Source organism: Neorhizobium sp. P1_A6 (assembly GCF_056406795.1).
Map to the genome: position 1 here is coordinate 263,580 of NZ_JBFTZM010000002.1, position 21,764 is coordinate 285,343.

The 21,764-nt window shown below is 61.3% G+C and carries 20 protein-coding genes and 1 pseudogene; 7 read left to right on the plus strand and 14 right to left on the minus strand.

The features are described from left to right. The first annotated feature begins 202 nt into the window (after positions 1–202). The 4 genes from AC1D3C_RS05375 (at position 203) to AC1D3C_RS05390 (ending at position 5,626) form a co-directional block, all read left to right on the plus strand. Positions 203–2,056 carry a sensor histidine kinase gene (locus tag AC1D3C_RS05375; RefSeq protein WP_477482133.1) on the plus strand — a complete coding sequence of 618 codons (1,854 nt, stop codon included), beginning with the start codon at positions 203–205 and terminating at the stop codon, positions 2,054–2,056. Continuing rightward, positions 2,053–3,414, plus strand: a complete 1,362-nt coding sequence (locus AC1D3C_RS05380) for a sigma-54-dependent transcriptional regulator (RefSeq protein ID WP_477482134.1) — start codon at positions 2,053–2,055, stop codon at positions 3,412–3,414. Before AC1D3C_RS05375 ends, AC1D3C_RS05380 begins: the two co-directional genes overlap by 4 nt. A 191-nt stretch (positions 3,415–3,605) precedes the next feature. Then, entirely contained in the window at positions 3,606–4,373 is a 768-nt protein-coding gene (locus tag AC1D3C_RS05385; RefSeq protein WP_477482135.1) for an SDR family NAD(P)-dependent oxidoreductase, read from the plus strand. 14 nt (positions 4,374–4,387) lie between these two features. Further along, a complete protein-coding gene (locus tag AC1D3C_RS05390; RefSeq protein WP_477482136.1) occupies positions 4,388–5,626 on the plus strand; it encodes a D-arabinono-1,4-lactone oxidase in 1,239 nt (412 codons plus the stop codon). Positions 5,627–5,637: 11 nt separating this feature from the next. Here AC1D3C_RS05390 and AC1D3C_RS05395 read toward each other — a convergent pair whose 3' ends face one another. The 10 genes from AC1D3C_RS05395 to AC1D3C_RS05440 all read right to left on the minus strand — a co-directional run bounded on the left by AC1D3C_RS05395 (position 5,638) and on the right by AC1D3C_RS05440 (position 17,400). Then, positions 5,638–6,648: an amidohydrolase family protein gene (locus AC1D3C_RS05395; protein ID WP_040125096.1), complete on the minus strand. Its 1,011-nt coding sequence runs from the start codon at positions 6,646–6,648 to the stop codon at positions 5,638–5,640. A gap of 22 nt (positions 6,649–6,670) precedes the next feature. Further along, positions 6,671–7,450: an ABC transporter permease gene (locus AC1D3C_RS05400; protein WP_040125094.1), complete on the minus strand. Its 780-nt coding sequence runs from the start codon at positions 7,448–7,450 to the stop codon at positions 6,671–6,673. Then, positions 7,447–8,262 carry an ABC transporter permease gene (locus AC1D3C_RS05405; protein ID WP_477482137.1) on the minus strand — a complete coding sequence of 272 codons (816 nt, stop codon included), beginning with the start codon at positions 8,260–8,262 and terminating at the stop codon, positions 7,447–7,449. Before AC1D3C_RS05405 ends, AC1D3C_RS05400 begins: the two co-directional genes overlap by 4 nt. Beyond that, positions 8,259–9,053: an ABC transporter ATP-binding protein gene (locus tag AC1D3C_RS05410; protein ID WP_477482138.1), complete on the minus strand. Its 795-nt coding sequence runs from the start codon at positions 9,051–9,053 to the stop codon at positions 8,259–8,261. Before AC1D3C_RS05410 ends, AC1D3C_RS05405 begins: the two co-directional genes overlap by 4 nt. 63 nt (positions 9,054–9,116) lie before the next feature. Next, a complete protein-coding gene (locus tag AC1D3C_RS05415; protein ID WP_477482139.1) occupies positions 9,117–10,100 on the minus strand; it encodes an ABC transporter substrate-binding protein in 984 nt (327 codons plus the stop codon). Positions 10,101–10,164: 64 nt separating this feature from the next. Then, positions 10,165–11,451 (minus strand): hypothetical protein, encoded by a 1,287-nt coding sequence (locus AC1D3C_RS05420; RefSeq protein WP_477482140.1) that lies wholly within the window; start codon positions 11,449–11,451, stop codon positions 10,165–10,167. Then, positions 11,448–12,503, minus strand: a complete 1,056-nt coding sequence (locus AC1D3C_RS05425) for an aminopeptidase P family N-terminal domain-containing protein (RefSeq protein WP_477482141.1) — start codon at positions 12,501–12,503, stop codon at positions 11,448–11,450. Before AC1D3C_RS05425 ends, AC1D3C_RS05420 begins: the two co-directional genes overlap by 4 nt. After that, complete coding sequence (locus AC1D3C_RS05430) at positions 12,500–13,612, minus strand: M24 family metallopeptidase (protein WP_477482142.1); 1,113 nt, start codon at positions 13,610–13,612, stop codon at positions 12,500–12,502. The genes AC1D3C_RS05425 and AC1D3C_RS05430 overlap by 4 nt, the downstream gene beginning before the upstream one ends. A 10-nt stretch (positions 13,613–13,622) precedes the next feature. After that, positions 13,623–15,332, minus strand: a complete 1,710-nt coding sequence (locus AC1D3C_RS05435; protein WP_477482143.1) for a hydantoinase B/oxoprolinase family protein — start codon at positions 15,330–15,332, stop codon at positions 13,623–13,625. A gap of 4 nt (positions 15,333–15,336) precedes the next feature. After that, a complete protein-coding gene (locus tag AC1D3C_RS05440; RefSeq protein WP_477482144.1) occupies positions 15,337–17,400 on the minus strand; it encodes a hydantoinase/oxoprolinase family protein in 2,064 nt (687 codons plus the stop codon). Between the two features lie 232 nt (positions 17,401–17,632). Between AC1D3C_RS05440 and AC1D3C_RS05445 the strand changes: the two genes are divergently transcribed. Further along, positions 17,633–18,541, plus strand: coding sequence for a LysR family transcriptional regulator (locus AC1D3C_RS05445; RefSeq protein ID WP_040125078.1), 909 nt, complete (start codon positions 17,633–17,635; stop codon positions 18,539–18,541). A 24-nt stretch (positions 18,542–18,565) separates the two neighbouring features. On the opposite strand, the gene AC1D3C_RS05450 is transcribed toward AC1D3C_RS05445, so the two are convergent. Further along, the gene (locus AC1D3C_RS05450; protein ID WP_040125076.1) at positions 18,566–18,871 is read right to left on the minus strand and encodes a hypothetical protein; all 306 of its coding nucleotides are present in this window, start codon (positions 18,869–18,871) and stop codon (positions 18,566–18,568) included. A 318-nt stretch (positions 18,872–19,189) separates the two neighbouring features. On the opposite strand from AC1D3C_RS05450, the gene AC1D3C_RS05455 reads away from it, so the two are divergent. Further along, positions 19,190–19,528, plus strand: a complete 339-nt coding sequence (locus tag AC1D3C_RS05455) for a hypothetical protein (protein ID WP_477482145.1) — start codon at positions 19,190–19,192, stop codon at positions 19,526–19,528. A gap of 452 nt (positions 19,529–19,980) precedes the next feature. On the opposite strand, the pseudogene AC1D3C_RS05460 reads toward AC1D3C_RS05455, so the two are convergent. Beyond that, positions 19,981–20,424 (minus strand): annotated as a pseudogene (locus tag AC1D3C_RS05460) (Tn3 family transposase); the annotation flags it as partial. On the opposite strand from AC1D3C_RS05460, the gene AC1D3C_RS05465 reads away from it, so the two are divergent. Further along, a complete protein-coding gene (locus AC1D3C_RS05465) occupies positions 20,420–20,872 on the plus strand; it encodes a recombinase family protein (protein WP_477482146.1) in 453 nt (150 codons plus the stop codon). The pseudogene AC1D3C_RS05460 and the gene AC1D3C_RS05465 overlap by 5 nt on opposite strands. On the opposite strand, the gene AC1D3C_RS05470 is transcribed toward AC1D3C_RS05465, so the two are convergent. Both AC1D3C_RS05470 and AC1D3C_RS05475 read right to left on the minus strand, forming a co-directional pair. Then, positions 20,826–21,221 carry a VOC family protein gene (locus AC1D3C_RS05470; RefSeq protein WP_247036186.1) on the minus strand — a complete coding sequence of 132 codons (396 nt, stop codon included), beginning with the start codon at positions 21,219–21,221 and terminating at the stop codon, positions 20,826–20,828. The genes AC1D3C_RS05465 and AC1D3C_RS05470 overlap by 47 nt on opposite strands. Before the next feature lie 59 nt (positions 21,222–21,280). Continuing rightward, positions 21,281–21,703 carry a tautomerase family protein gene (locus tag AC1D3C_RS05475; RefSeq protein ID WP_247136246.1) on the minus strand — a complete coding sequence of 141 codons (423 nt, stop codon included), beginning with the start codon at positions 21,701–21,703 and terminating at the stop codon, positions 21,281–21,283. Between the last annotated feature and the right edge of the window lie 61 nt (positions 21,704–21,764).

Sequence of the window (21,764 nt, forward strand, 5' to 3'; positions counted from 1 at the left end):
CAACCAAATTGGCCTCCCGGGGCGCGGCGTTGCTGTTGCTGCAGGCTTTCTCGGAGCAACATGCGTGCCAAAAGGGCGGATATTTCCAACCGTTTGATTTATCTCGTTTAAATTTGGATGTGGAAGGCGAGTTACAGGATAGGCCGTGCGGATTTTCGCATCGGCCTTTGCATTTCATGCGGATTTATGCACACATTCACCGATGCTTGAGCAGCGTCATCGAGAGAAATCGGTCAAGGTTCCCCCGTTCGCACGGTCAACCTGGCCCGTCTTTGGCCTGGCAGCCACCGCGCTCCTGATATCCGCTCTTTATGCGGCCGGTCACTACGGCCGCAGTTCCGCAGTCGCAGCGCTCATTGCACAGGGCCACGCCGATGCAAATCTGAAGGTTGCGCTGTTGCGTGCGGTGCTCGAAAGACCGCGCGCGCTTCCTCTGCTTCTGGCCGAGGACCAACAGGTGGTCGGCGCGCTCGCATCGAGAGACGCAGAAGCGGTCGATGCCCTGGACCGAAAACTGGAAGGGCTCGTGGCCGGCACCCACGCCTCCGTTCTCTACGTCACCGGTAGGGACGGCATCGCGGTAGCGTCCAGCAACTGGCGCGAACCCTTGAGCTTCGTCGGCAACGATTATTCGTTCCGCGAATATTTTCAACGGGCGATGGAGAACGGAACGGCAGAGCACTTCGCCTTGGGCAGCGTCAGCAAGCGCCCCGGACTCTATATCTCGCGGCGCGCCGAAAACCAGGCCGGCGCCCTCGGTGTCGTTGTGGTGAAGATGGAATTCGACCAGCTTGAAAGCGATTGGCGGGATGCAAACCGTCCCGTCTATGTCACCGACGCCAATGGTGTCGTTTTGATCACCAGCGTTCCCTCCTGGCGCTTCACGACGGCTGCGCCATTGCCGGCAGAGCGGCTTGGCGCCATCCGCCAAAGCCTGCAATTCGGCGACGCTCCTTTGACGCCTCTTCCGATCGTGCGGCCGCAACCTCTCTCTGACGATGCATCGATCGTTTCGGCGGTTCTGCCGGGAACAAGCGAGGGCGAATATCTTCGCCTTCTGACGCCGGTCCCCTCGACATCCTGGCGCCTTGAATATCTCGTGCCGACCGAGCCGTCCGTGGCAGCCGCGGTACGCGAGGCGCGGCTGCTTGCACTTGCCGTGCTCGTTCCGATCCTGGCGCTGATCGCATTCCTTCTGAGGCGGCGGCAGATGATCACCATCCGGATCGCCGCGGAGAAAACCCTTCGCGAAGAGCTCGAACGTCGTGTCACGGAACGTACCGTCGATCTGAGCCGCGCCCGGGACCTCCTGCAGGAGGAGATTGCCGATCACCGCAGTACCGAGTCAAAACTGCAGGTAGTGCAGCAGGAGCTCGTGCAGGCAAACCGCCTTGCGATCCTTGGCCAGGTTGCGGCCGGGGTTGCCCATGAAATCAACCAGCCGGTCGCGACAATCCGCGCCTATGCGGACAATGCCCGTATCTTCCTGCAACGGAACCGGAAAGCCTCGGCGGAGGAAAATCTCGGCGAGATCGCAGCGCTGACGGAGCGGATCGGCATGATCACCGAGGAGCTCAAGGCCTTTGGACGCAAGGGACGAACGCCGCCCGAAGCCGTCGATCTGCGGAGTGCCATCGAAGGCGCGGTCGTTCTTCTGCGGAGCCGCTTCGCCGGACGGCTCGACATACTCGCGATCGATCTGCCGCCGCCCGGCCTTGCCGTCACCGGCAATCGCGTCCGGCTCGAACAGGTACTGATCAATCTTTTCCAGAATGCCTTGGAAGCGCTGGAAGGCCGGACCGATGCAAGCGTCAATGTCTCCGTGGAGACGCTGTCGGACGAGGTTGTGATCCGCGTCTCGGACAATGGTCCCGGCATTGATCCGGCAATCAGAAGCTCGCTCTTTTCGCCGTTCAACACGTCCAAGGAAAAGGGCCTTGGACTTGGTCTGGTCATTTCGAAGGATATCGTCGCCGACTACGGCGGTCGTATCGAAGTCGAAAGCGGCGAAACCGGCACGACTTTCATTGTCTATCTACGCAAGGCGGTATCATGAGCAATCCAACACCCGTCATTCTGGTTGACGACGATGCCGATCTTCTCAAGGCTACCGCCCAGACGATCGAGCTTGCGGGCTTTGCAGTCTTTCGATTTTCGAAGGCTTCCGACGCGCTGGTCCGGATCGACGATAGTTTCGCGGGCGTCGTCGTCTCCGACATCCGCATGCCGGAGATCGATGGGCTGCAGCTCTTCGACCGCGTCCGCAAGCTCGATCCGGACCTTCCCGTCATCCTGATGACCGGCCATGGCGACATACCGATGGCCGTCAAGGCGATGCAGGATGGCGCTTACGACTTCATCACCAAACCTTTCCCTGCGGACCGTCTGGTGCAGGCCATTCGCCGGGCTGCAGAAAAACGGCGGCTGATTCTGGAGAACAGGACACTCCGCGATGTGGCCGAACAGGCACGCGACGACCTGCCGCTCATCGGCCAGACCGTCGCCATGGAGCGACTGCGCAGAACGCTTCGCCAGATTGCCGATACCGACGTCGACGTTCTGGTGACCGGGGAGACGGGCAGCGGCAAGGAGGTCGTTGCCAATCTGATCCATCGATGGAGCCGGCGCTCGAAGGGCAGTTTTGTCGCGCTCAATTGCGGCGCGCTTCCCGAAACCATCATCGAAAGCGAATTGTTCGGCCACGAGCCCGGCGCTTTTACCGGAGCGCAAAAGAAGCGGATCGGCAGGATCGAATATTCGAGCGGCGGCACGCTTTTCCTCGACGAGATCGAAAGCATGCCGCCCGCCACGCAGATCCACATGCTGCGCGTCTTGGAAGCGCGTGAAGTGGCACCTCTCGGCACCAATGAGACACGGCCGATCGATCTGAGGGTCGTGGCCGCCGCCAAGGTTGATCTCGGCGATCCCTCGCAACGCGGCGCATTCCGTGAAGACCTCTATTACCGGCTCAACGTCGTCACCATCTCCATCCCGCCGCTGCGTGAACGGCGCGACGACATCCTCCTCCTGTTCGGATTCTTCTGCGAACGGGCCGCCAAGCGGTTCAACCGCCAAACGCCCGCTCTGTCATCCTTTACCCGCCAATATCTCGAAACCCACCATTGGCCCGGCAATGTCCGCGAACTGTCTCACTTTGCGGAGCGTTTCGTCCTCGGGCTTGCAGGTGACGACGACAGGACGACGGCGTCACCTGATGCGGGTTCCCTCACATTGCCCCAGCGTCTCAACCAGCATGAAGCGGAAATCCTCCGGGAGACGCTGGCCAGCAACGGAGGCGATGTCCGTCGCACGATCGAGGCGCTCGGAATTCCGCGAAAGACCTTCTACGATAAGCTCCAACGGCACGGGATAGAGCGCGCCTCCTTTGACCAGGGTGTGAAGCCGGCCAGATAGGTCCCAGGGGCGCAGGCAGGCTTTCTCGGTTCGCACGGGGGCCACGTCAGCGATAGACCGCGGCACAAAAATAGGTCAACCTGCTGCAATCGAGCAGAAGCATGGCCATCCTTCATCAGCCGGAGAACAAGAGGCGCGAAGAGCCCTCCTCAGCTACTGATCGGCGGTCATCAACGATGGTTGGAGGATGAATGGCTGGTCGTCTGAACGGTAAGGTGGCCCTCATCAGTGGCGGCGCGGGCGGATGCGGGCTTGCCGCGACCGAACTTTTTGCCCGGGAAGGTGCTGCGGTCGGGATCGTGGATCTCCCGCATAGCCAGGGGGCGGCCGTCGCCGCTCGCCTGCGCCAAGAGGGTATGACGGTTGCGTTTGCACCCGCCGACGTTTCCGACGAACTGCAGGTGAAACACGCGGTAGAGGCGATTTCCGGCGAACTCGGACCGATCACGGTGCTGTTCAATCATGCCGGAACGATCATCGTCCGGCCGTTCCTCGAAACCTCGGTGGAGGACTGGGATCGGCTGATGGCCATCAATGTCCGCAGCATGTTCCTGATGACGCGTGCCGTCCTGCCGCAGATGATCAAGGCTGGCGGCGGGTCCATCGTCTGCACGTCGTCGATCTCGGCGGTCGCCGCCACACCGATGGAAGTTCTCTACGATACGACCAAGGGCGCGTGCCACATGTTTGCCCGGGCGATCGCGGTCGAGTTTCGCGACCGCAACATCCGCTGCAACGCCGTCTGCCCCGGCTTCATCCAGACACCGCATGGCCAGAAGGAGGTCGAGGAACTGACCCGCTACGGGGTCGACGTCTCGGACGCGGCGATCGCGGCCCAGCAGGGCAGGATGTGTCGGCCGGACGAGGTGGCCAAGGCGGCTCTCTACCTTGCAAGCGACGATGCCAGCTTCGTCAGCGGTACCCATCTGTTTGTCGATAATTGTTTTACAGCGATGTGAGGGGAGGGGGAGACATGGCTTTGGAAAAAGGCGGCCTGTGGCGCAACTGGGTCGGCAATCAATATTGCGTCTCACAATTCAAGGCATCGCCGGAAACGGAAGCCGAAGTGGCGGAGCTTGTGCACGAAGCCGACAGGCGTGACCTGGCGGTGCGTGTTTCGGGCTCGGGACATTCCTTCACGCCCGTCGTCGGCACCAACGGCCTGCTGCTGTCGCTCGCAAACCTGCGCGGCGTGCAGAATATCGACCGCGAGCGAAAGCAGATCACCGTCGCCGGCGGCACGCGCATCAACGAAATCGGCAGGACGCTGAAGGAGCACGGTCTTTCGCTGGTCAACCAGGGCGACATCGACAGCCAGGCTGTTGCCGGCGCGTTTACGACCGGAACCCACGGTACGGGGATCAAGCTCGGAAACCTGGCCTCGTCGATTGCCGGCATGCGTATCGTCACCGCCACCGGAGACATCCTCGATATCGACGGTCGCGACAGGGACAGGCTGCATGCGGCCCAGGTTTCGGTTGGTACGCTCGGCGTTATCTCTTCGCTGACGCTCAACGTCATGGACGCCTATAATCTGCACGAACGTCTCTGGCGGGACGATTTCGAAACCTGCATGGAACGTCATGACGAGCTGGCTTCCCAACACCGCCATTTCGGCTTCTTCTGGTGCCCGACGCCCGAAAGCCGCCATCTCTATTGCCTTGCCGACACGTCCGCGGTCTCGAGCACGAACAAGCTGGCCGATGTCTGCGAGATGAAGGTCATGGACATGACCGACGCAGCACCGATGGAAGGCGAATTCGAGAAAATTGCCTATAGTTCGGAAGTTTATCCCATCGAATACGTGCCGAACTTCGTCGAGCTGGAATACGCCGTTCCGCTCGAGCACGGCAAGGCCGCGGTGAGGGCTGTCCGGGATCTGATGCTCAACAAGCACACCAACTGCATCTATCCGATCGAATACCGGTTTACCGCGGGCGATCCGGCCTGGATGAGCCCCTTTCATCACCAGGACAGTATCACCCTGTCGGTGTCGGGTGGTCCGGGTATCGATTACTGGCCCTTCCTGAGGGACGTCGACCAAATTCTTGGCAGGTACAATTCTCGGCCGCATTGGGGAAAGATGCATTTCCTCGACACCGACGACGTCACAAGGCTTTACCCTCGCGCCAAGGAATTTCGAGCGCTCCGACGGGATTTGGATCCGAAAGGCCGGTTCCTGAACGACCACTTGAAGATGTTGTTTGGATAAGGATCAAGCGCCTAGGCAGCGGCAGCCTTGGACGGTTTGAGGCCGAGAATGCGCACTGCGTTATCGTGGAAGACCTTTTGCTTCGTGGCGGCACTCATCTCGATCTCATCGAGAAGTTTCAGGCAGACGGCCGGATCCCAGCAGGGATAGTCCGTACCGTACATGACGTTGTCGGCGCCGAAATAGTCGATCGCGAACTTCTGGCCGGCGGAATGCGGCGAAACCGTATCGGTGAACATCTGGTGCAGGTAATGGCTGACCGGCTTGGTCAGGCCGGCGGTCTTTGAATTTTTGTCCATGCGGCCGGATTGGTATGGCAGCGCGCCGCCCGTATGCGACATGACGATCTTGAGGCCCGGGTGACGCTCCATCATGCCGGAAAGGATGAGCCGCGACGCTGCCGCGCTCACTTCGACCACGCGGCCGAGGCTCAGGTGCAGGGCATCATTATAGCCCTGCATCACGTCGGCGAAAACCGCATCGGTCGGATGCAGGAACATCGGCAGGCCAAGTTCCGCGACCCGCTGGTAGAAGGGTTCCAGCCGGACATCGTCGATCATGCCCTCCTTGCCGACGCTGCCGGGCAGGTTGACCCCCATCAGACCAAGCCGGTTGACCGCATCGTCGAGCACTTCGATCGCAACTCGCGTATCGACCAGCGGAATCGCCGCAGAGGCCCAGACGCGGCCGGGATAACGCCGCTGCGCCCAGGCCATTTCCTCGTTCCAGGCGAGCGCCGCGTCGCGGCCTTCCTCGACCGGCAGTTCCGAAAAGTAGATCGACAGCGGGCCGATCGAGCAGACCACCGAAATGTCATGGCCGAGACTGTCCATATAGGCGAGCTGCTCGTCAAGATCGAACCATTCCTTCCAGCTCGCCACCGTGCCGCGGCGCCCATTGGCGCCGTGATAGGTATAGCCGCCGCGCGCATTGACGACCGCCCTTGGAAAACCTTCGCGCTTCAGAAGCGGTTCGAAAATCGACCGCGGCCACCAGTGAAAATGGGAATCGATGATTTTCATGAGACTATCCTCAAGATGTTCTTCAACGGTTGCTATCGACGCGCCAGGAATCGGTCCTGCTTTCCAGGAACGACAGGATCTGGGTCAGCAGCACACCGAGCACGACGACGATGACGATCGACACCATCATCTTGGTCGTCTGCATCAATTGCCCATAGTAGGTGATGGCGTAGCCAAGGCCGGCATTGGCGCCGAAGAGTTCGGCGACCACGACACCGGTCAGCGCCCGGCCGACGCCGAGGCGAAGGCCGGCCATCATCACCGGCACGGATCCCGGCAATGCAACACGCAGGAAGATGTCGAGCGGCTTCGCCCCGAAGGAACGCGCCGCGCGGGCAAGGTCGCGATCGGTATTCTTGATGCCGGACAGGGTGTTGGCATAGATCGGCGTCAGCGCGAAAAGGAAGGCGATCGCGATGATCGTCGGCCGGCCGTATCCGAGCCAGGCGACGAAAAGCGGATAGAAGGCCACGGTCGGCGCCGAATATTTGAACCAGATGAACGGTTCGAGCGCCGATTCCACATCCGCAAACCAGCCGGCCAGCATGCCGAGGACAATACCGACCACGGCGGCAAGACCGAGCGACCAGGCGAAGCAATAAAGCGTCGCCGCCACATTGGTGGCGACCGAACCATCTTCGAACTGAGCCATGAATTCCACGGCGACCTGGCTCGGCGTCGAGATGAAGAACGGATTGATGAAGCCGGTATCGACGGCGATCTGCCAGAAAACCACGATGCCGATCATCGACAGGGTGCCGAGCACGAGCGCCTGGCGGCGATAGAAAAGTTCGGCGATCATTTTGACCTCCAATCGCGGACCTTGTTCTCCACCGAGCGAACGATGACGGTCAGCGTGTAGCCGAAGGCGCTGACGATCAGGGCATAGACGAGCAGCCGGTCGATGCGCATGGCGGAGCCATAGAGATTGAGCTGATAGCCGATGCCCGCCTGCGACACGAACAACTCGCCGACGATGACGCCGAGCACGGCGCGGCCGACGGCGAGCCTCAGGCCCGTGAGCAACGCCGGCAGCGAACCCGGCACCAGGACGCGGGTGAAGATATCGAACCTGGTCGCGCCGAACGAACGCGCCATCCGGAGAAACCGCGGATCGGCTTCGCTCATGCYGGCCATGGTGTTGAGGACGATCGGGAAAACCGCGCCGAGGAAAACGACGGCGATCTTCGGCGCCATGTCGATGCCGAGCCAGATCACCATGATCGGCAGCAGCACCAGCGTCGGGGCGATATAAAGCGCCATCAGCGGCGGATCGATCAGGTAGCGGGCGATCTTCGAGGTGCCGAGCAGCACGCCGAGCGGAATGGACACCACGATCGCCAGCGCGAAACCGGCGACGAATTCCGTCAGGCTGATACGGGCGTGATAGAGGAAATTGTCATTCCGGAAGATGTCGATCGCCGCGAAGAAAACCTCCGTCGGGCGGCTGGTGAAACGGCCATTCACCCAGCCCATGGTCGGCGCGATCTGCCACAGCACAAGAAATGCAAGGACGGCAAGCGTCCCGATGATCGCCGAGCGGGACGGACGCAGGAAGGAAAGGGACAGCTGTCGGGTTTCCGCTGGTCCGGCGGTTATTTCTGCCGATCTCATGCGACCTCCTGCACCAGCTGCATGCTGGACATGTCTTCCGCCAGATGGGCGCGCAGGCGCTTGCGCAATTCGTGGAACTCCTCGCTGTCGAGGATTGCCTCGTTGCGCGGGCGCGGCAGGTCGACCTTGATTACTTCCTTGATATGACCCGGGTTTCGGCCCATGACGACGATCTTGTCGGCAAGGAATATCGCTTCGTCGATATCGTGGGTGACGAACAAAGCCGTTTTCTTGGCGCGCTCCCAGATGCGCAAAAGCTCGGTGCCCATGATCTCGCGGGTCTGGGCGTCGAGCGCCCCGAACGGCTCATCCATGAGCAGCACTTCGGGATCGACGGCAAGCGCCCGGGCGATATTGACGCGCTGGCGCATGCCGCCGGAAAGCTGGTGGGGATGATAGTCGGAGAAGCGGCCGAGGCCGACGAGGCGGATCATCTGCATGGCCCGCTCGTTGAGGTCGCCGCCGCTCCAGCGCTGCATTTCGAGCCCGAACTTGACGTTGCCACGCACCGAACGCCAGGGAAGCAGAGAGGCTTCCTGAAACACCACCGCGCGGTCAGGCCCCGGGCCATCAACCCGCTTGCCATCGATCTCAATCGAACCACGCGTCAGGTCGACAAGCCCCGCGACCGCCATCAGCAGCGTGCTCTTGCCGCAACCGCTGGAGCCGACGATGGTGACGAATTCGCCCTTTTCGACCGACAGGTCGACACTGTCGACGGCAGAGAACACCTCGTTGCTCTTCGGTTTGCGATAGTCGATTCCGAGATCGCGGATTTCAATCTGCGCCACTGCTTTCTCCTCCTGGAGCGGGCCTCCGCCCGCTCTCGTTATATTGTCATGCAGATGGAAGGCTCACTTCGGCTTCCACTCGTTGTAGGTATCGTGGAACGTGCCAATCCAATACTTGTCGACCGGCATGGGCTGCTTATAGGTGCCGTTCATGATGCCGACATCCCAGAAGGCCTTCATGCCCGCGTCGCTCGCCAGACGGCCGTCTTCGAAGATCTCGTCGATGAAGTCGTCATAACCGCGGTTGAGATAGGTCTCCTCGAGGCCGAGCTTGGCGGCCAGAAGCTTGACCGACTCTTCCTTGTGGGCCTTGGACCACCGGACAGCCTTGGCAAAGCCGCGCAGCACGGCCTTGATGGCATTCGGATCGTTCTTGATGAAATCCTCACGCGCATAGAAGCAGTGGAACGGGAAATCTGGCGCAATCGACTTCTGTTGCAGGATCAGGTTGAAGCCACGATCGGCCGCCATGAACTTTTCCGGCGTCGCGAAGATGTTGACTTCGAGCTGGCCGGCTTCCATCGCAGCGAGACGCGGCACCGAGCCACCGCCCTGGACGATCTGCACTTCGCTCTTCGGATCGATGCCCTTGGTCTTCAGCGCATAACGCGTCAGGAAATCGGTCGACGAACCGAAGGTCGAGACACCGAAGCGCTTGCCCTTGGCTTCTTCGAGCGTCTTGATCGACGGCACCGAATACCAGTCGAAGACGGCCATGTTGAAGCCGCCGTAGAAGATCTTCACGCCCTGGCCGGTTTCGACCCCGACAAGCGCTTCCGAGAACGCGCCAACGCCGATATCCACGGCGCCGGCGACCATGCCGCGCACCAGATCCGTGCCGCCCTTGAAGGCGACGATCTTCACGTTGATACCCTCTTCCTTGAAGAAACCCTGGGCATCGGCAACATAGATCGGCAACAGGGTCGAGGTATTGAGCGGCAGGCCGATCGTGATGTCCTTCTTTTCGATCGCCTGGGCGCTCGCCGCCTGCCACGACAACGCGGCAAAAGCCGCCGCTGTCGCCATGGTTTTCAGAAATTTCAACATTCTCTCCTCCTTGTGACGCCGACACTCCCTGCGGCATCCGCTTTTCGTTAATTCCAGTGTCCCTTCAGGCCGCCTCGCTCCTCGGGAAAGAGGCGTCCGTAAACTTCAGCAGGAGGCTGCGGGCCTCCTGAACGGCAGCCGCGCCGGCTTCGGCAAGCGTGGCTTGCAGCCGCTGCAATTGCCGCACCGTGGTCGCGGGAAGGCTGCCGATCTTGCGGTCGAGCATCACCTGAGCGTCCTCACCGGTAGTCTGCGGCCAGACGGCCTCGCGTGTCTGTCCCTTTGTCGATACGACAACCCGCGCTGGCCAACCTTTGCCGGCGAGCGTGTCGTCGGCCGCGATCGTCACGCGCTTGGCAAAAGCCATGACTTCCGCATTGAAGGGACGAGTGCGGTCGACATCCATCATCCGTGCGGGCTCGAAAGCGGCAATGCCGAGCTGCAGGCCGAGATGAGCGATGGTCGACAAACGATCTTCGGCAACAAGCGGCCGGCTGACGACCGGAGCCGCGACCGGTGGCAGAAAAACTTCGATACTGTCGACAGCATTGGGGTCGACACCCTTCTCCAGCAGATAACGGAAAGCCTGGATCGCATTGACGCCCTGGCGGGCGGAGACGAAGGGCTTCATCCCAGCCCCTGTGATCGCCAGCGGATCGACATGGTTAGGCTCCAGGGCAACCGCTGCCGCCGCTTGTCCTTTCATCCAGCTTGGAGACAGCAGTTCGAGATCGCCCTTGATGCCGGCCTTCGCGGCAAGCGCTGCCCGGATACCCTTCAATGTGGCTTCGCCGATCACCAGCCAGCGGGCCGACGGCATGCCGGAAGGGCGACCGTTGCGTCCCGAACTGCCGGCCATGGACAGCACCAACGCCTGGGCAACCTGTTCGTCCGAAAGACCAAGCGCAATCGCCGCGCTCACAGCCGCGACAGCCGGCGCTGCGAACAGGCCCGGCCAGGTTTCCGGCAAGGCCGAAACGCCGCCGACGGCCTCCGACAGCGCCAAACCGACGGCATGGCCAGCGGCAACGGCCTTCGCATACGCTTGATAGTCCTTTGCGAAAATGAGTGCCGTTGGCACCGCCATGGCACCGGGTGCTGCACAGGAAGGCACGTGGATCGCGTCCCATTCCGTAAAACGGATAACCGCCGACGCGCCCGCAGCAGAGGAGACTGCGTCGCCGGCACCGGTCTCGCGATAGAAGGCGAGGAGTGAGGAGCCTTCGGACGCACCGGCACCGGCCGCCAGACATGCCAGCGCGTCGACGGTATGGAGGTTGACGAGATCGCGGAGTTTCTGGTCTCCGCCATCGACCGTCAGAAGAATGGAAACGAGATCGCGTGCGTTCATTCAGCCGCCTCCCGCATTGAACTATTGCCAAGTCCGACCGGGCGCGACGCGACGATCGTCTCGCCGTCGAGCGTGAAGGCCGTCGTCAGGATGCCGTAGGGGGCCGGCGCGGCAAGCGGCGTTTGCGCATCGGCCACGACCTTCAGCGGCCGGGTGCCATGCGGTGCCTCGAGATGCCAGTCGATCAGTTCGGCACCATAAGGCAGACGGAAAGCCGAAATCGAGCCATTGGCGGGAAAAGCGGGAGACACCCTGTCCAGCTCGGCGCTCACGGAGGCAAGGCGCGCGGCGATTTCGGAAACGGCGGAGAATGTTTCGATCCGGCGAACCCAGACGCCGTTATAGGCGATCGACAGGCGCACCGCAAAAGTGCGGCCGAGTTCTTGCCTGCCGGTGCGGATGAAACGGCGATCCTGGGAAAGATTGGGCGCGACGGCGACATAACATTCCTCGGCACCGGCAAGCCGCACGGCCCGCTCGACCGGGCCGGTGAAATCGCCGGCCAATCTGCCCTTGATATCACCCGCCTTGAACGCCTCGCGGGCGATATCGTCCGTGCGGCGCACGAGATCGAGTTCGGCGCGATCCGCCTTTCCGCGAACCGCGGTGAAAAGCTCCGTTGCATCGGAGAGCTCGACCGGCAGGACGGAGAGAATTTCATCGACCACGCCCCCCGGCATGCGGTCGAGTTCGACCACGCCGAGACGTTTCGCCCCGACCTTGGCCAGCCGCTCGCCCGCAAGCTTGCCCGGGAAGGGCGAATGGGCGACTTCGAAGGTAGGGCTGACGGATTTCACCCATTCGCCGACACGCTTCGACAGCGCCGTCAGGAAGATCGGCAGGCCGTCGCGCAGCACCAGGACAAGAGCATCCGACCAGTAAGGCGTGAAACCGGAAACCCAAGCAACGCCGGCCGAGCGCACATGATTGGTATAGATCAGCACACCGTCGAGACCGGCAGCGGCGATCGCCTGCTGCAGGCGCATCTGCCGGGCTTTTACATCGGCGAGGGAGAGCTCTTCCTCGCGCCACAGGATCAGACCGTGTCTCATGCCGCTACCCTCCGGGCGCCGACCGAGAAGAGTTCGCGCGGCGTCTTCGTCAGGATTTCCGGACCGTCGGCGCGGACGATCAGCGAGTCGCCGTGCACGAAATAACCGATCTCGGGATTATATGTGTTCGGGTGCACGATCATCGACATGCCTTCCTCGATCACCGTGTTCACATCTTCGAGAATATGCGGCTTGGTATCCGGGAAAAGGCCAAGGCCATGGCCGCGCACGCGGGTATATTCGCTGGTCACATATTCGCCCAAACCATGGGCGCGAAAAATGTCGTTTTCCGCCCGGGCGATATCGGCCGCGGTAACGCCCGGCTTCACGACGGCAAGCCCAGCTTCGAGAGCGTCATTGTAGATTCCGAAGACCTTCCGCTGTGCCTCATTCGGCTCGCCGATGACCAGCGTGCGGCAGATCTGGACGTAATAGCCGTTGACGCAAGGGGTGAGTTCGGTCGTCACCAGATCGCCCGGCTTCAGGATCTTGCCGAGCGGCGGCGCCATGCCGCGCACTTCCGGACCGCCGACGCCGATGATCATGAAGTTGTCGTCGACGCCTTCGTTGCGGAAGAAGGACTCGATCTCGGCGATCAGCTCGTAATCCTTCTTGCCGACAGCGGCGGCATTGCGGAACACCGCATAACCCTCGTCCGCCAGCCGTGCGGCGCTGCGCACGGCATTCAGCTCGTCGGCTGATTTCACCATCAGCAAGCGATCGACCAGCGCCGTCGCATCCTCGAACCTGAGGTCACCGCGCTGTGCAGCCAGCCCATAAGGCAGATGACGTTTCGGGCCGGCGGCGATGCGGCTATTGCCGAGCCGGGCGATGACACCGGATACCGTGCCAATCAGGTCGCCAGCGATCACCGTCTTGACCTCGGGGCATTCGACCGCGGCGCGTTCGCCTTCCAGCTCGTCGTCGAGATAGAGCGTCACCTCACCATCGCGGGTGACGACCGCCAGGCCCTCGCCTTCGAGAATGCCGAAATCGGCGGCATAACGCAGGTAGTCGTTCTGCCAGGCATTGCCGTAGAGCACGAGGCCGTCGAGCCCCGCCTCCAGCATCGCCTCGATCAACCGTTTCTTGCGGATTTCGCCGATCATCGCCATGTCCTCAGCCGTTCACTGCGAGGCGCCGCGGCATCTGCGGTTCGGCATAGCCGTAGTCGCGGACTGCCGCTTCTCTGGAGACCAGACCATTGGCGATATCGTCTTCCAGATCGGTGCGTGAACGCTTAGCCGGATCGCCGTAACCGCCACCGCCGGCGGTGAGGAAGGTGATGCGATCACCCGGTGTGAAGTGAACATCGGTCGCCTTGTTGACGCGCAGCTGCGTACCGTCGGCACGGTCGATGATCGCAACGCTGACCTCGCCGGTATTGCCACCATGCAGACCCCAGGGCGGGGTGACGGTGCGGTCGAAATTGATATTGCCGCGGCAGGCGCGCAGGCAGCGATAGGTGAGCTCGATGCCGAGACCGCCGCGATGCTCGCCGGCACCGCCGGAGTCGGGCCGCAGGGCATGCCGTTCGACGATGAACGGATATTTGATCTCCTGCAGCTCGACCGGCGTGTTGCGTACGTCGCCCTGGCAGACCGAGACGGCCGCGGATTCGCCGTCCTCATGCGGGCGACCACCCCAGCCGCCGCCAAAGATGTTCATCAGCAGGAAGCGCGAACCGTCGTCGTAGAAGCCGAAGAAGGAGCAGCCGCCCATGTCGCCCTTGTGGGCGGCCGGGATCAGCTCCGGCACGGCCGGAGCCAGCGCCTTGAGGATTGTGTCGATCACGGTCGGCAGCGCGATGCTCCACTGGCCGAGTGCGGCCGGTGGGCGGGCCGAAAGGATCGTGCCGTCCGGCAGGTCGACGTTGAGCGCACGGAAGCAGCCTTCGTTGACGTCGAGTTCCGGCGAGGTGAGCGCCTTGAAGGCGACGCGGGCGGCCGCGATGCCGCCCGAGCGGCCGGAGTTCAAGGGGCCGTTCACCTGCGGATGCATGCCGTGGAAATCGACGGTGATGGTCGAGCCGGACACGATCACCTTGACGGCGATCCTGAGCGGCGTCGCGAGATCGCGGCCATCGTTGTCGAGGAAGCTTTCGGCGGAATAGGTGCCGTCCGGAATGCGCTCGATCACCTGGCGGGCGGCTTTGTCGGTCTGGTCCCAGATGGTCTCGACGCAGCTTTCCACCACGCCGCGGCCGTAGCGAGCAACCAGTTCGGCATAACGCTTGGCGCCGATCTGGCAGGACGCGACCTGGGCACGCAGGTCGCCGAGGCTGGCATCCGGATAACGGATATTGTCCTGGATGATCTGGTAGAGCGTGTCGTTGAGCTCGCCGGCCTTGTAGATCTTCAGGGACCGCATCTGCAGGCCTTCGGAGTAGATGTCGGTAGTCGCGTTGGAGCCGAAACCCTGGCGGCCGCCGCCGATATCCACCCAGTGGGCGCGGTTGGCCGCAAAACCGATCAGTTCACCGTCATGGAAGCAGGGCGCGTAGACGACGACGTTGTTCAGGTGCTGGCCGCAGATATGGCCATGGTTCATGACGAGGACGTCGCCCTCTTCGAAACCCTTCAACCCGTATTTCTTGATGCCGTCCTCGACGGCGATGCCGAGGTCGGCGAGGAAGATCGGCAGGCCGCCGCGGTTCTGCGAGATCATCCGGCCGGTGGTGTCGATCAGGCCGCAGCAATAGTCGCGGACTTCGTAGATCATCATGTTGTAGGCGGATTTGCAGAGCGCTTCGGCCATCTCGTCGGCATAGGCGACGATCGCATTGCGGACGACTTCAACGGTGATTGGATCGTTTTTCTGGAGGGTCATGTTCTTATTCCTCGCTCTGCTTGGCGAGCGTCACCAGCAGATGGCCTGCCTCGTGGACGACCACTTCGTCGCCGGGATGGATCAGGATGGTGGAATTCGGTTCTTCGATGACGGCAGGGCCGGTAAGCTTGAAACCAGCCGGCAACGCCGGGCGCCAGTAGATTACCGTCTTCAGCGGCTTTGCCGGATCGTCGAACACCACATCGCGGCTGCCGACTTCAGCTTCCTCTTCCGGCTCCCATGGACGGGACAGCCATTCCTCGGCAACGTTGTCGGTGCGGGCGGCGGTCAGGACCAGGCGCAGGCTGACGATTTCGAGTGCTTCGGTCGGCGCCGACTGGCTGTAGCGGCGGTCGTGCTCGGTATCGAAACGGCGGCGGACCTCACTGGTATCGCCCGACAGCATGCCGGTGTTCTCGATCGGGATCGAGATCGCATGTTCCTGGCCGACATAACGCAGATCGGCGAAGAAGCGGTGATCCGCCTCGTTTTCGACGATGCCGTCGCGCTTCATCTGCTCACGGCCGCTGGCGACGAGTTCGGCATAGACCTTTTCGACGCCGGCCTCGGAAAGTTCGCCGACGCGGCCGATGAAGGTCTGCACGAAATCCTGGCGCCAGGACGCCATCAGCATGCCGAGCGCCGAGAAGGTGCCTGGCAGTTTCGGGATGATCACCAGCGGAATGTAGATCTCGCGGGCAATCGCGATCGCATGCAGCGGACCGGCGCCGCCGAAGGCGATCATTGCCGTATCGCGCGGGTCGATGCCCTTGTTGATCGAGACGGCGCGCACCGACAGCGACATGGAGCTGTCGGCGATCTTCGCCACGCCGAGCGCTGCCTCGACCGGATTGAGCTTCAGCGTGTTGCCGACCTTGCTCAGCATTGCCTGTTCCGAGGCCGCTCTGTCGAGCGGCATGCCGCCGTTCAGGAACCGCTGCGGATTGATGCGGCCGAGGATCAGGTCGGCGTCGGTGACGACCGGCAAGTCCGCCCCCTTGCCATAACAAGCGGGGCCAGGATCGGCGCCGACGCTCTGGGGACCCACGTGCAGACCGCCCGCATTGTCGACCCAGGCGATCGAACCGCCGCCGGCACCGACTTCGACAATGTTGACAACTGGCAACTGCATCGGCTGGCCGTCAGCCTCTTCGCCGATCACGTAACCGGTTTCGATAGCAGGCGCTCCATCGGTGATCAGGCTCGACTTGGCGGTCGTGCCGCCCATGTCGAAACCGATGCAGCGCTTGAGGCCGAGCAGCTTGGCGAGACGTCCGGCGCCGATCATGCCGGCGACCGGACCGGATTCCATCATCGAGACTGGCTGTTCCTGCGCCTGACCGATCGACATCACGCCGCCGTTCGATCGCATGATATGGATCTTGCCGTCGAAGGCGCCGGAGCGGAGATAGGTTTCGAGACGCTTCAGGTAACCTTCGACGCGGGGGCCGACAAAGGCGTTGAGCGCGGTGGTCGAGGACCGCTCGTATTCGCGATATTCGCGTAGGATTTCGTGCGAGAGCGTCACGAAGATATTCGGCAGCGCCTTGCGCAGCATGTCACCGACGCGACGCTCGTGGTCCGGATTGGCCCAGGAATGCAGCAGGCAGATGGCAACGGATTCGACGCCCGCGGCCTCGATCTCGGCGATGACCGCGGCGACTGCCTTTTCGTCGAGCGCCTGCAGAACTTCGCCGGAAGCAAGGATACGCTCCGGAATTTCGAAGGTCAGGCTGCGCGGTACCAGCGGCTGCGGACGCTTGAAAAACAGGTTGAAAGCCTGGATGCGGTTCGAGCGGCCGATCGCATAGACGTCGCGGAAACCGCGCGTGGTGATCAGTGCGGTGCGGGCGCCCTTGCGCTCCAGCACCGTGTTGATGGCGATCGTCGAGCCGTGAAGAATCTCGTTGAGCTGGTTGGGATCGCAATTGGCAAGCTCGAGACTGCGGGCGATGCCCTGGGTCGGATCGGCAGGCACGGTCGAGGTCTTCGACGTTACGATCTTGCCGTCGACATAACCGACGAGATCGGTAAACGTGCCGCCAATATCAATTCCGACAATATTCATGCGTCCTCCTGTCCGCATGGAACCCATGCGGAATGCTTTAATCTTTGCGGATTGGGCCGAGACCTCGGCAGCGGTGGCAGGAACACTCCGGCTGACGTTAAAGCGCCAGGCTCCCAGTGAGATTGTTCATGTCATTCCTCATCCTCGAACAGCATTTGATCTATTCGAACGGTAACTAGCAACGGGTTTGGGGGCTTTAGGTTTGATAGCCTATAGGCTATAGGTTATCACCATGTTCAATATCACGCTCCGACGCATGGAAGTCCTGGTTGCAGTGGTCGAGGAGGGGAGCTTCGCGGCTGCCGCCGACCGTTTCGGTATCGCACAGCCATCGGTCAGCGCCCATATCATGGCGATCGAGAAGGAAATCGGCGGGCAGATTTTCGTGCGGCGCCGGGGCCGCAAGCCGCTGCTGACCGAGATCGGCCAAAGCGTGCTGCAACATGCGCGAGAGTTCCTGGCCGAGGCCGACGACATGCGCGCAGATGTCGTGAAAATCCGAGGCGAGACCGGTCAGCAGGTGATTCTATCTTGCCAGCGAAGCCTCGCCAATTTTGTCCTGCGAAAAGATCTGACGGACTTCGCTATCGCGCGGCCGGATATCCAGCTCGTGCTGAGGATCGGCAAACAGGAGGATGTTTTTTCCGAGGTTCGCGATGGCGTGGCCGACGTCGGCTGCTTTCTGGGCAATGAAGACCTTCGCGGCGTCCGGGCTGAAACCATCGGCCGGGAGAAACTGGTTCTCATCGCCGCGCCAAACCACCCCCTTGCCCACCGTAAGCGCGTCAAGCCGCAGGACGTGGCACGTTATGACTTCGTCGGCCCTCCGCCCTCTTCGCTGTTTGGACGCGGCGTCTCGAAGCTCCTGGCGAACGCTGGTATCAGCCACGTGAAGGTCGCGGCGCAGGCGACCGAGTACCAGTTCCTGCGCGAGTTCGTTGTTGCCGGTGTCGGCATTGCCTGTTCGCTGGAACGAAGCGTAGCGGCTGATCTCGAGCGTGGCGAGCTGGTCAAGGTCGATCTGGCCGGAGATGAATTGGGCTTCGATGTACGGCAGATCGCTTCAATCCGCCGCCCGTTGTCCAAGCCTGCCAGTGACTTGATGGATTTCCTTCGCTCAAGACATCAGGCGCCCGGTTAGCGGGACATGTTTTCCCCCAAATCTCTAAATCCCTGACCCGTCGAACTGCTGTCCGTCGGTGCCTTCCCAGGGCGAGGGCATTGAAAACCGGTTGAGGTTGGCCGAGGGCATCGGCATCCAACACTTCAATTCCGGCTCGGCATATTCGATGATGTGCCCGGGCGAGGAATCGGAAGCGCGCCAGCCTTCTCCACCGAACTGATCGCCATTCGACCAATAGGCGAGGTCAACTTCTGCCGGTCCCTGTTCGGACGGGCGAATCGTAACCAGGATCCGACTACCGTCCTTCGGTGCGCTTGCCATGTGGCGCCAACGGTCCGTTTCGTCCATCCTTCTTCTCCTGCCTTGCTGTCAGTTGCAACTGTCGCCTCGCCATCGAAAGCCGTCAACTCAAACTTTGCAGAGGCACACGATCTCAAACCCGTCAGAGACTTTTCCAGACCCAAAGGCGCGCCGACGGGTCAAAATTATTCAAAGCGGCCAAATTTAAGATCTCAACGCAGTCAGGCCGCGCTCCACGCCGATTGCGGAGCTGCGAAAATTGTGTGCCTGTGCAGCGAACTTCCTGTCTTCGCTACAGTTTGCGGCGGTAGAACGGGGTTGCACAGGGCGACACGTAAAGCGGAATAACAGGTGAGCCAGTACACGATGATCGTCATCGGCAACAAGAACCTTGTTTCTTCCGGCACTCGCGATGCTTGGGAGCGAGCAGGAATAGAGTTGCAGGGACCCGTGCTGCCGCCCGCTTTCGAAATGCGGCTTGTGCATGCCGCCCACGGCGTGCTGATCGATGCCACCGAAGACGCCAATCTGATGTTCCGGATATCCGAGCAGCTTGAAGCTGCTTCGGTTCCTTTTCTTTTTGTCGTGACGGAGCAGCAGGGACCGGAGCGTACCGGTTCCTATGTGCTCGGTTCCAAGCCAAAGCATATCAAAGAGATCGTCGAGGAACTGCTTTGGCAATACGACAGCGGCGTCAGACATTAGGTTTCCGGCCTCGCGACGCTGCAACGTCGGCGATGAATATTTCACACATTATCCTGAACACGTGAAGCCGAAGAACGTCGCGGTCTTGCCCCGGAGGAAGCTCGCATTTCGCTCGCAAGATGACTCGTTCGGCAAGAACTCCTGATCCCTTCTTCGAGTGAAGAAATCGGCGCGCCATGCGGTGGACATCCGAGGCGAGGTCATCGATCCGAGGACTTCCGTCTTCCTGCATATTCCGGTCCGGCAGGTTCGGGATGATAGTCATTCACAGCTCCCTCCTGCGCAGAATAACCCGATCGCCGGACATGTCGTTCCCGTACGGTAGCGGACAAAGGATACGCGACCGATATGGCATTCCGCCCTCCCTGATGGCTGCATTTCCGGCACTTGGTACGTTACGTACCAAGCTTGCCCGGCAGGCGCCAAAGGACTAGCCTTGATACATCGTCCCTGATGATTGCGGTAAGCAGGTTGAGGCCTGCTATCCGGTAATGCTGCCCCTCAGTGGTTCGGTCACGGATTTCACCCTGGCGACCGATGCCTAGCGCATTCTTGAGAGCGTGGTGAGCCTCGCCCTTGTTAAGGCCGATCTGGGCGCGCCGCTGCATCTCCGTGTCGGGGATCCACGCTATGATAAAGAGTGTCCGCTCCACACGGCCAACCTCGCGCAGCGCAACCACCAGATCGTTCTGGCGTGGATAGGAGGCAAGCTTGCGAAGCAACTGGCTCGGCTTGATCTTGCCGGATGCCATGGTCGCGGCGCAGCGGAACAGGTCGGGTCAGTTCGCGATGATCAATTCCTCGCGAATCTTGCCACCGGCCAGTTTGCGCAAATCCTTGGGTGTCGCTGCGGGATTGAATACGTAAAGGCGCTTCGAAGGCAAGTCGCGGATGCGCAGTCCTGACACCGAGCTTTCGCGTTGGGTATGCTCGACCATCGACCTTCTCAATGCCCTACGAGAACTGGAAAGCTGGAAGGTTTGCGTTATCGCCATGAACGGCATGGCATTCGACCTGTCGTCTCCGCATCGCCGGATGCTGACGACCTTTCTCTCCGGCATTGCGGAATTTGAACGCAACCTCATCAGCGAGCGGCTGAAATCCGGCCTCGCCGCCGCGAAGGCGCGCGGCAAGAGCCTCGGCCGCCAGACCGGACAGCGCCCCAAATCGGATCGGCTTGCGTCGAAAGTTCTGGCGCTCGTAGCAGGAGGCCGCAGCTACCGCTGGATCGCCCACGATCTCTGCATCAGCAAGAATACAATGACCAGCATCGTCCAGCGCTATCGCCTTGAAGACCCTAAACTTTGCAATCCAGCATCCACTGGACCCCGTACCTATCCGTGAGCTTGCCATAGTAGCTCCCCCAAGGCTGCATCGCGAGTGGTGTCGTCACCTTACCGCCAGCCGTCAGCTTCGCAAACAGGTCGTTAGTCCGGCCCCGATCGTCCATGATGAGAATATGAGCCGAACCTCTCATCGGCTCGGCGTCGTGATTGTCCGAGGCGAAGAATAGAATTCCTGGTCCCTCGAAACGGGCATGCATCACCTTACCCTTCATCCCCTCGCTGGCGAGTGGAACACCGTGATCTCCGTGGCGCATCAACATGGTTACCCCACCAAGACCGCATTCCGTATAGAAGGTGAGCGCAGCATCACACTGCGTGGTGAAGAAGAGATAGTTGGCCAGTTGCATGGTTCAAACTCCTACTGCTGCCGGGCCTTCCGGCCCGGCTTTTCTGATGTCCAATGTGGTTACGCAGCCGACCCGGTGATGGCGCGTATAAGGTCATCGTTGTCATAGCTACGGCCAGCAATCCCCCAGGCTCCGTCAGGTGCATAGACGATGTTCGACCAAATATATTCGCGTCGCAGCCGCCCGCCTGCGGCTCGTTCGACCACATCGGTTGCTTTCTCGATAAAGGCCCGCTTAGCTTCCGCCGTCGCCAGTGCGATCTCTGGCAGTTTCAGTTCGATGAACGCTGCTTCTGCTGGTTTCCCGGCCACAAGAACGTGCTCCTTAGGAAGGACGTTTATCGAGCCGACAACATTCGAAGTCATGAACGCATTTCCGTTGAGGCCGGAGACCTCAAGGACGGCCTCCGTCAGCCCTGCAAAGGCCTCCGCCTGCGCGGCAGGCGACAGCAGGCCTTCCGGTATGGTCAGTGTGATGGGCATGGTCTCTCCTTGTTTTCGACATGTCCGGGTGCGATATGTACCGAACGCTCTCTATCATTAG

What these genes read in the sequence shown, in the direction of transcription:
- AC1D3C_RS05375 (WP_477482133.1), top strand. Translation starts at nt 203, where the DNA reads ATGCTTGAGCAGCGTCATCGAGAGAAATCGGTCAAGGTTCCCCCGTTC.
- AC1D3C_RS05380 (WP_477482134.1), top strand. Translation starts at nt 2,053, where the DNA reads ATGAGCAATCCAACACCCGTCATTCTGGTTGACGACGATGCCGATCTT.
- AC1D3C_RS05385 (WP_477482135.1), top strand. Translation starts at nt 3,606, where the DNA reads ATGGCTGGTCGTCTGAACGGTAAGGTGGCCCTCATCAGTGGCGGCGCG.
- AC1D3C_RS05390 (WP_477482136.1), top strand. Translation starts at nt 4,388, where the DNA reads ATGGCTTTGGAAAAAGGCGGCCTGTGGCGCAACTGGGTCGGCAATCAA.
- AC1D3C_RS05395 (WP_040125096.1), bottom strand. Translation starts at nt 6,648, where the DNA reads ATGAAAATCATCGATTCCCATTTTCACTGGTGGCCGCGGTCGATTTTC.
- AC1D3C_RS05400 (WP_040125094.1), bottom strand. Translation starts at nt 7,450, where the DNA reads ATGATCGCCGAACTTTTCTATCGCCGCCAGGCGCTCGTGCTCGGCACC.
- AC1D3C_RS05415 (WP_477482139.1), bottom strand. Translation starts at nt 10,100, where the DNA reads ATGTTGAAATTTCTGAAAACCATGGCGACAGCGGCGGCTTTTGCCGCG.
- AC1D3C_RS05420 (WP_477482140.1), bottom strand. Translation starts at nt 11,451, where the DNA reads ATGAACGCACGCGATCTCGTTTCCATTCTTCTGACGGTCGATGGCGGA.
- AC1D3C_RS05425 (WP_477482141.1), bottom strand. Translation starts at nt 12,503, where the DNA reads ATGAGACACGGTCTGATCCTGTGGCGCGAGGAAGAGCTCTCCCTCGCC.
- AC1D3C_RS05430 (WP_477482142.1), bottom strand. Translation starts at nt 13,612, where the DNA reads ATGATCGGCGAAATCCGCAAGAAACGGTTGATCGAGGCGATGCTGGAG.
- AC1D3C_RS05435 (WP_477482143.1), bottom strand. Translation starts at nt 15,332, where the DNA reads ATGACCCTCCAGAAAAACGATCCAATCACCGTTGAAGTCGTCCGCAAT.
- AC1D3C_RS05440 (WP_477482144.1), bottom strand. Translation starts at nt 17,400, where the DNA reads ATGAATATTGTCGGAATTGATATTGGCGGCACGTTTACCGATCTCGTC.
- AC1D3C_RS05445 (WP_040125078.1), top strand. Translation starts at nt 17,633, where the DNA reads ATGTTCAATATCACGCTCCGACGCATGGAAGTCCTGGTTGCAGTGGTC.
- AC1D3C_RS05450 (WP_040125076.1), bottom strand. Translation starts at nt 18,871, where the DNA reads ATGGACGAAACGGACCGTTGGCGCCACATGGCAAGCGCACCGAAGGAC.
- AC1D3C_RS05455 (WP_477482145.1), top strand. Translation starts at nt 19,190, where the DNA reads ATGATCGTCATCGGCAACAAGAACCTTGTTTCTTCCGGCACTCGCGAT.
- AC1D3C_RS05465 (WP_477482146.1), top strand. Translation starts at nt 20,420, where the DNA reads ATGCGCAGTCCTGACACCGAGCTTTCGCGTTGGGTATGCTCGACCATC.
- AC1D3C_RS05470 (WP_247036186.1), bottom strand. Translation starts at nt 21,221, where the DNA reads ATGCAACTGGCCAACTATCTCTTCTTCACCACGCAGTGTGATGCTGCG.
- AC1D3C_RS05475 (WP_247136246.1), bottom strand. Translation starts at nt 21,703, where the DNA reads ATGCCCATCACACTGACCATACCGGAAGGCCTGCTGTCGCCTGCCGCG.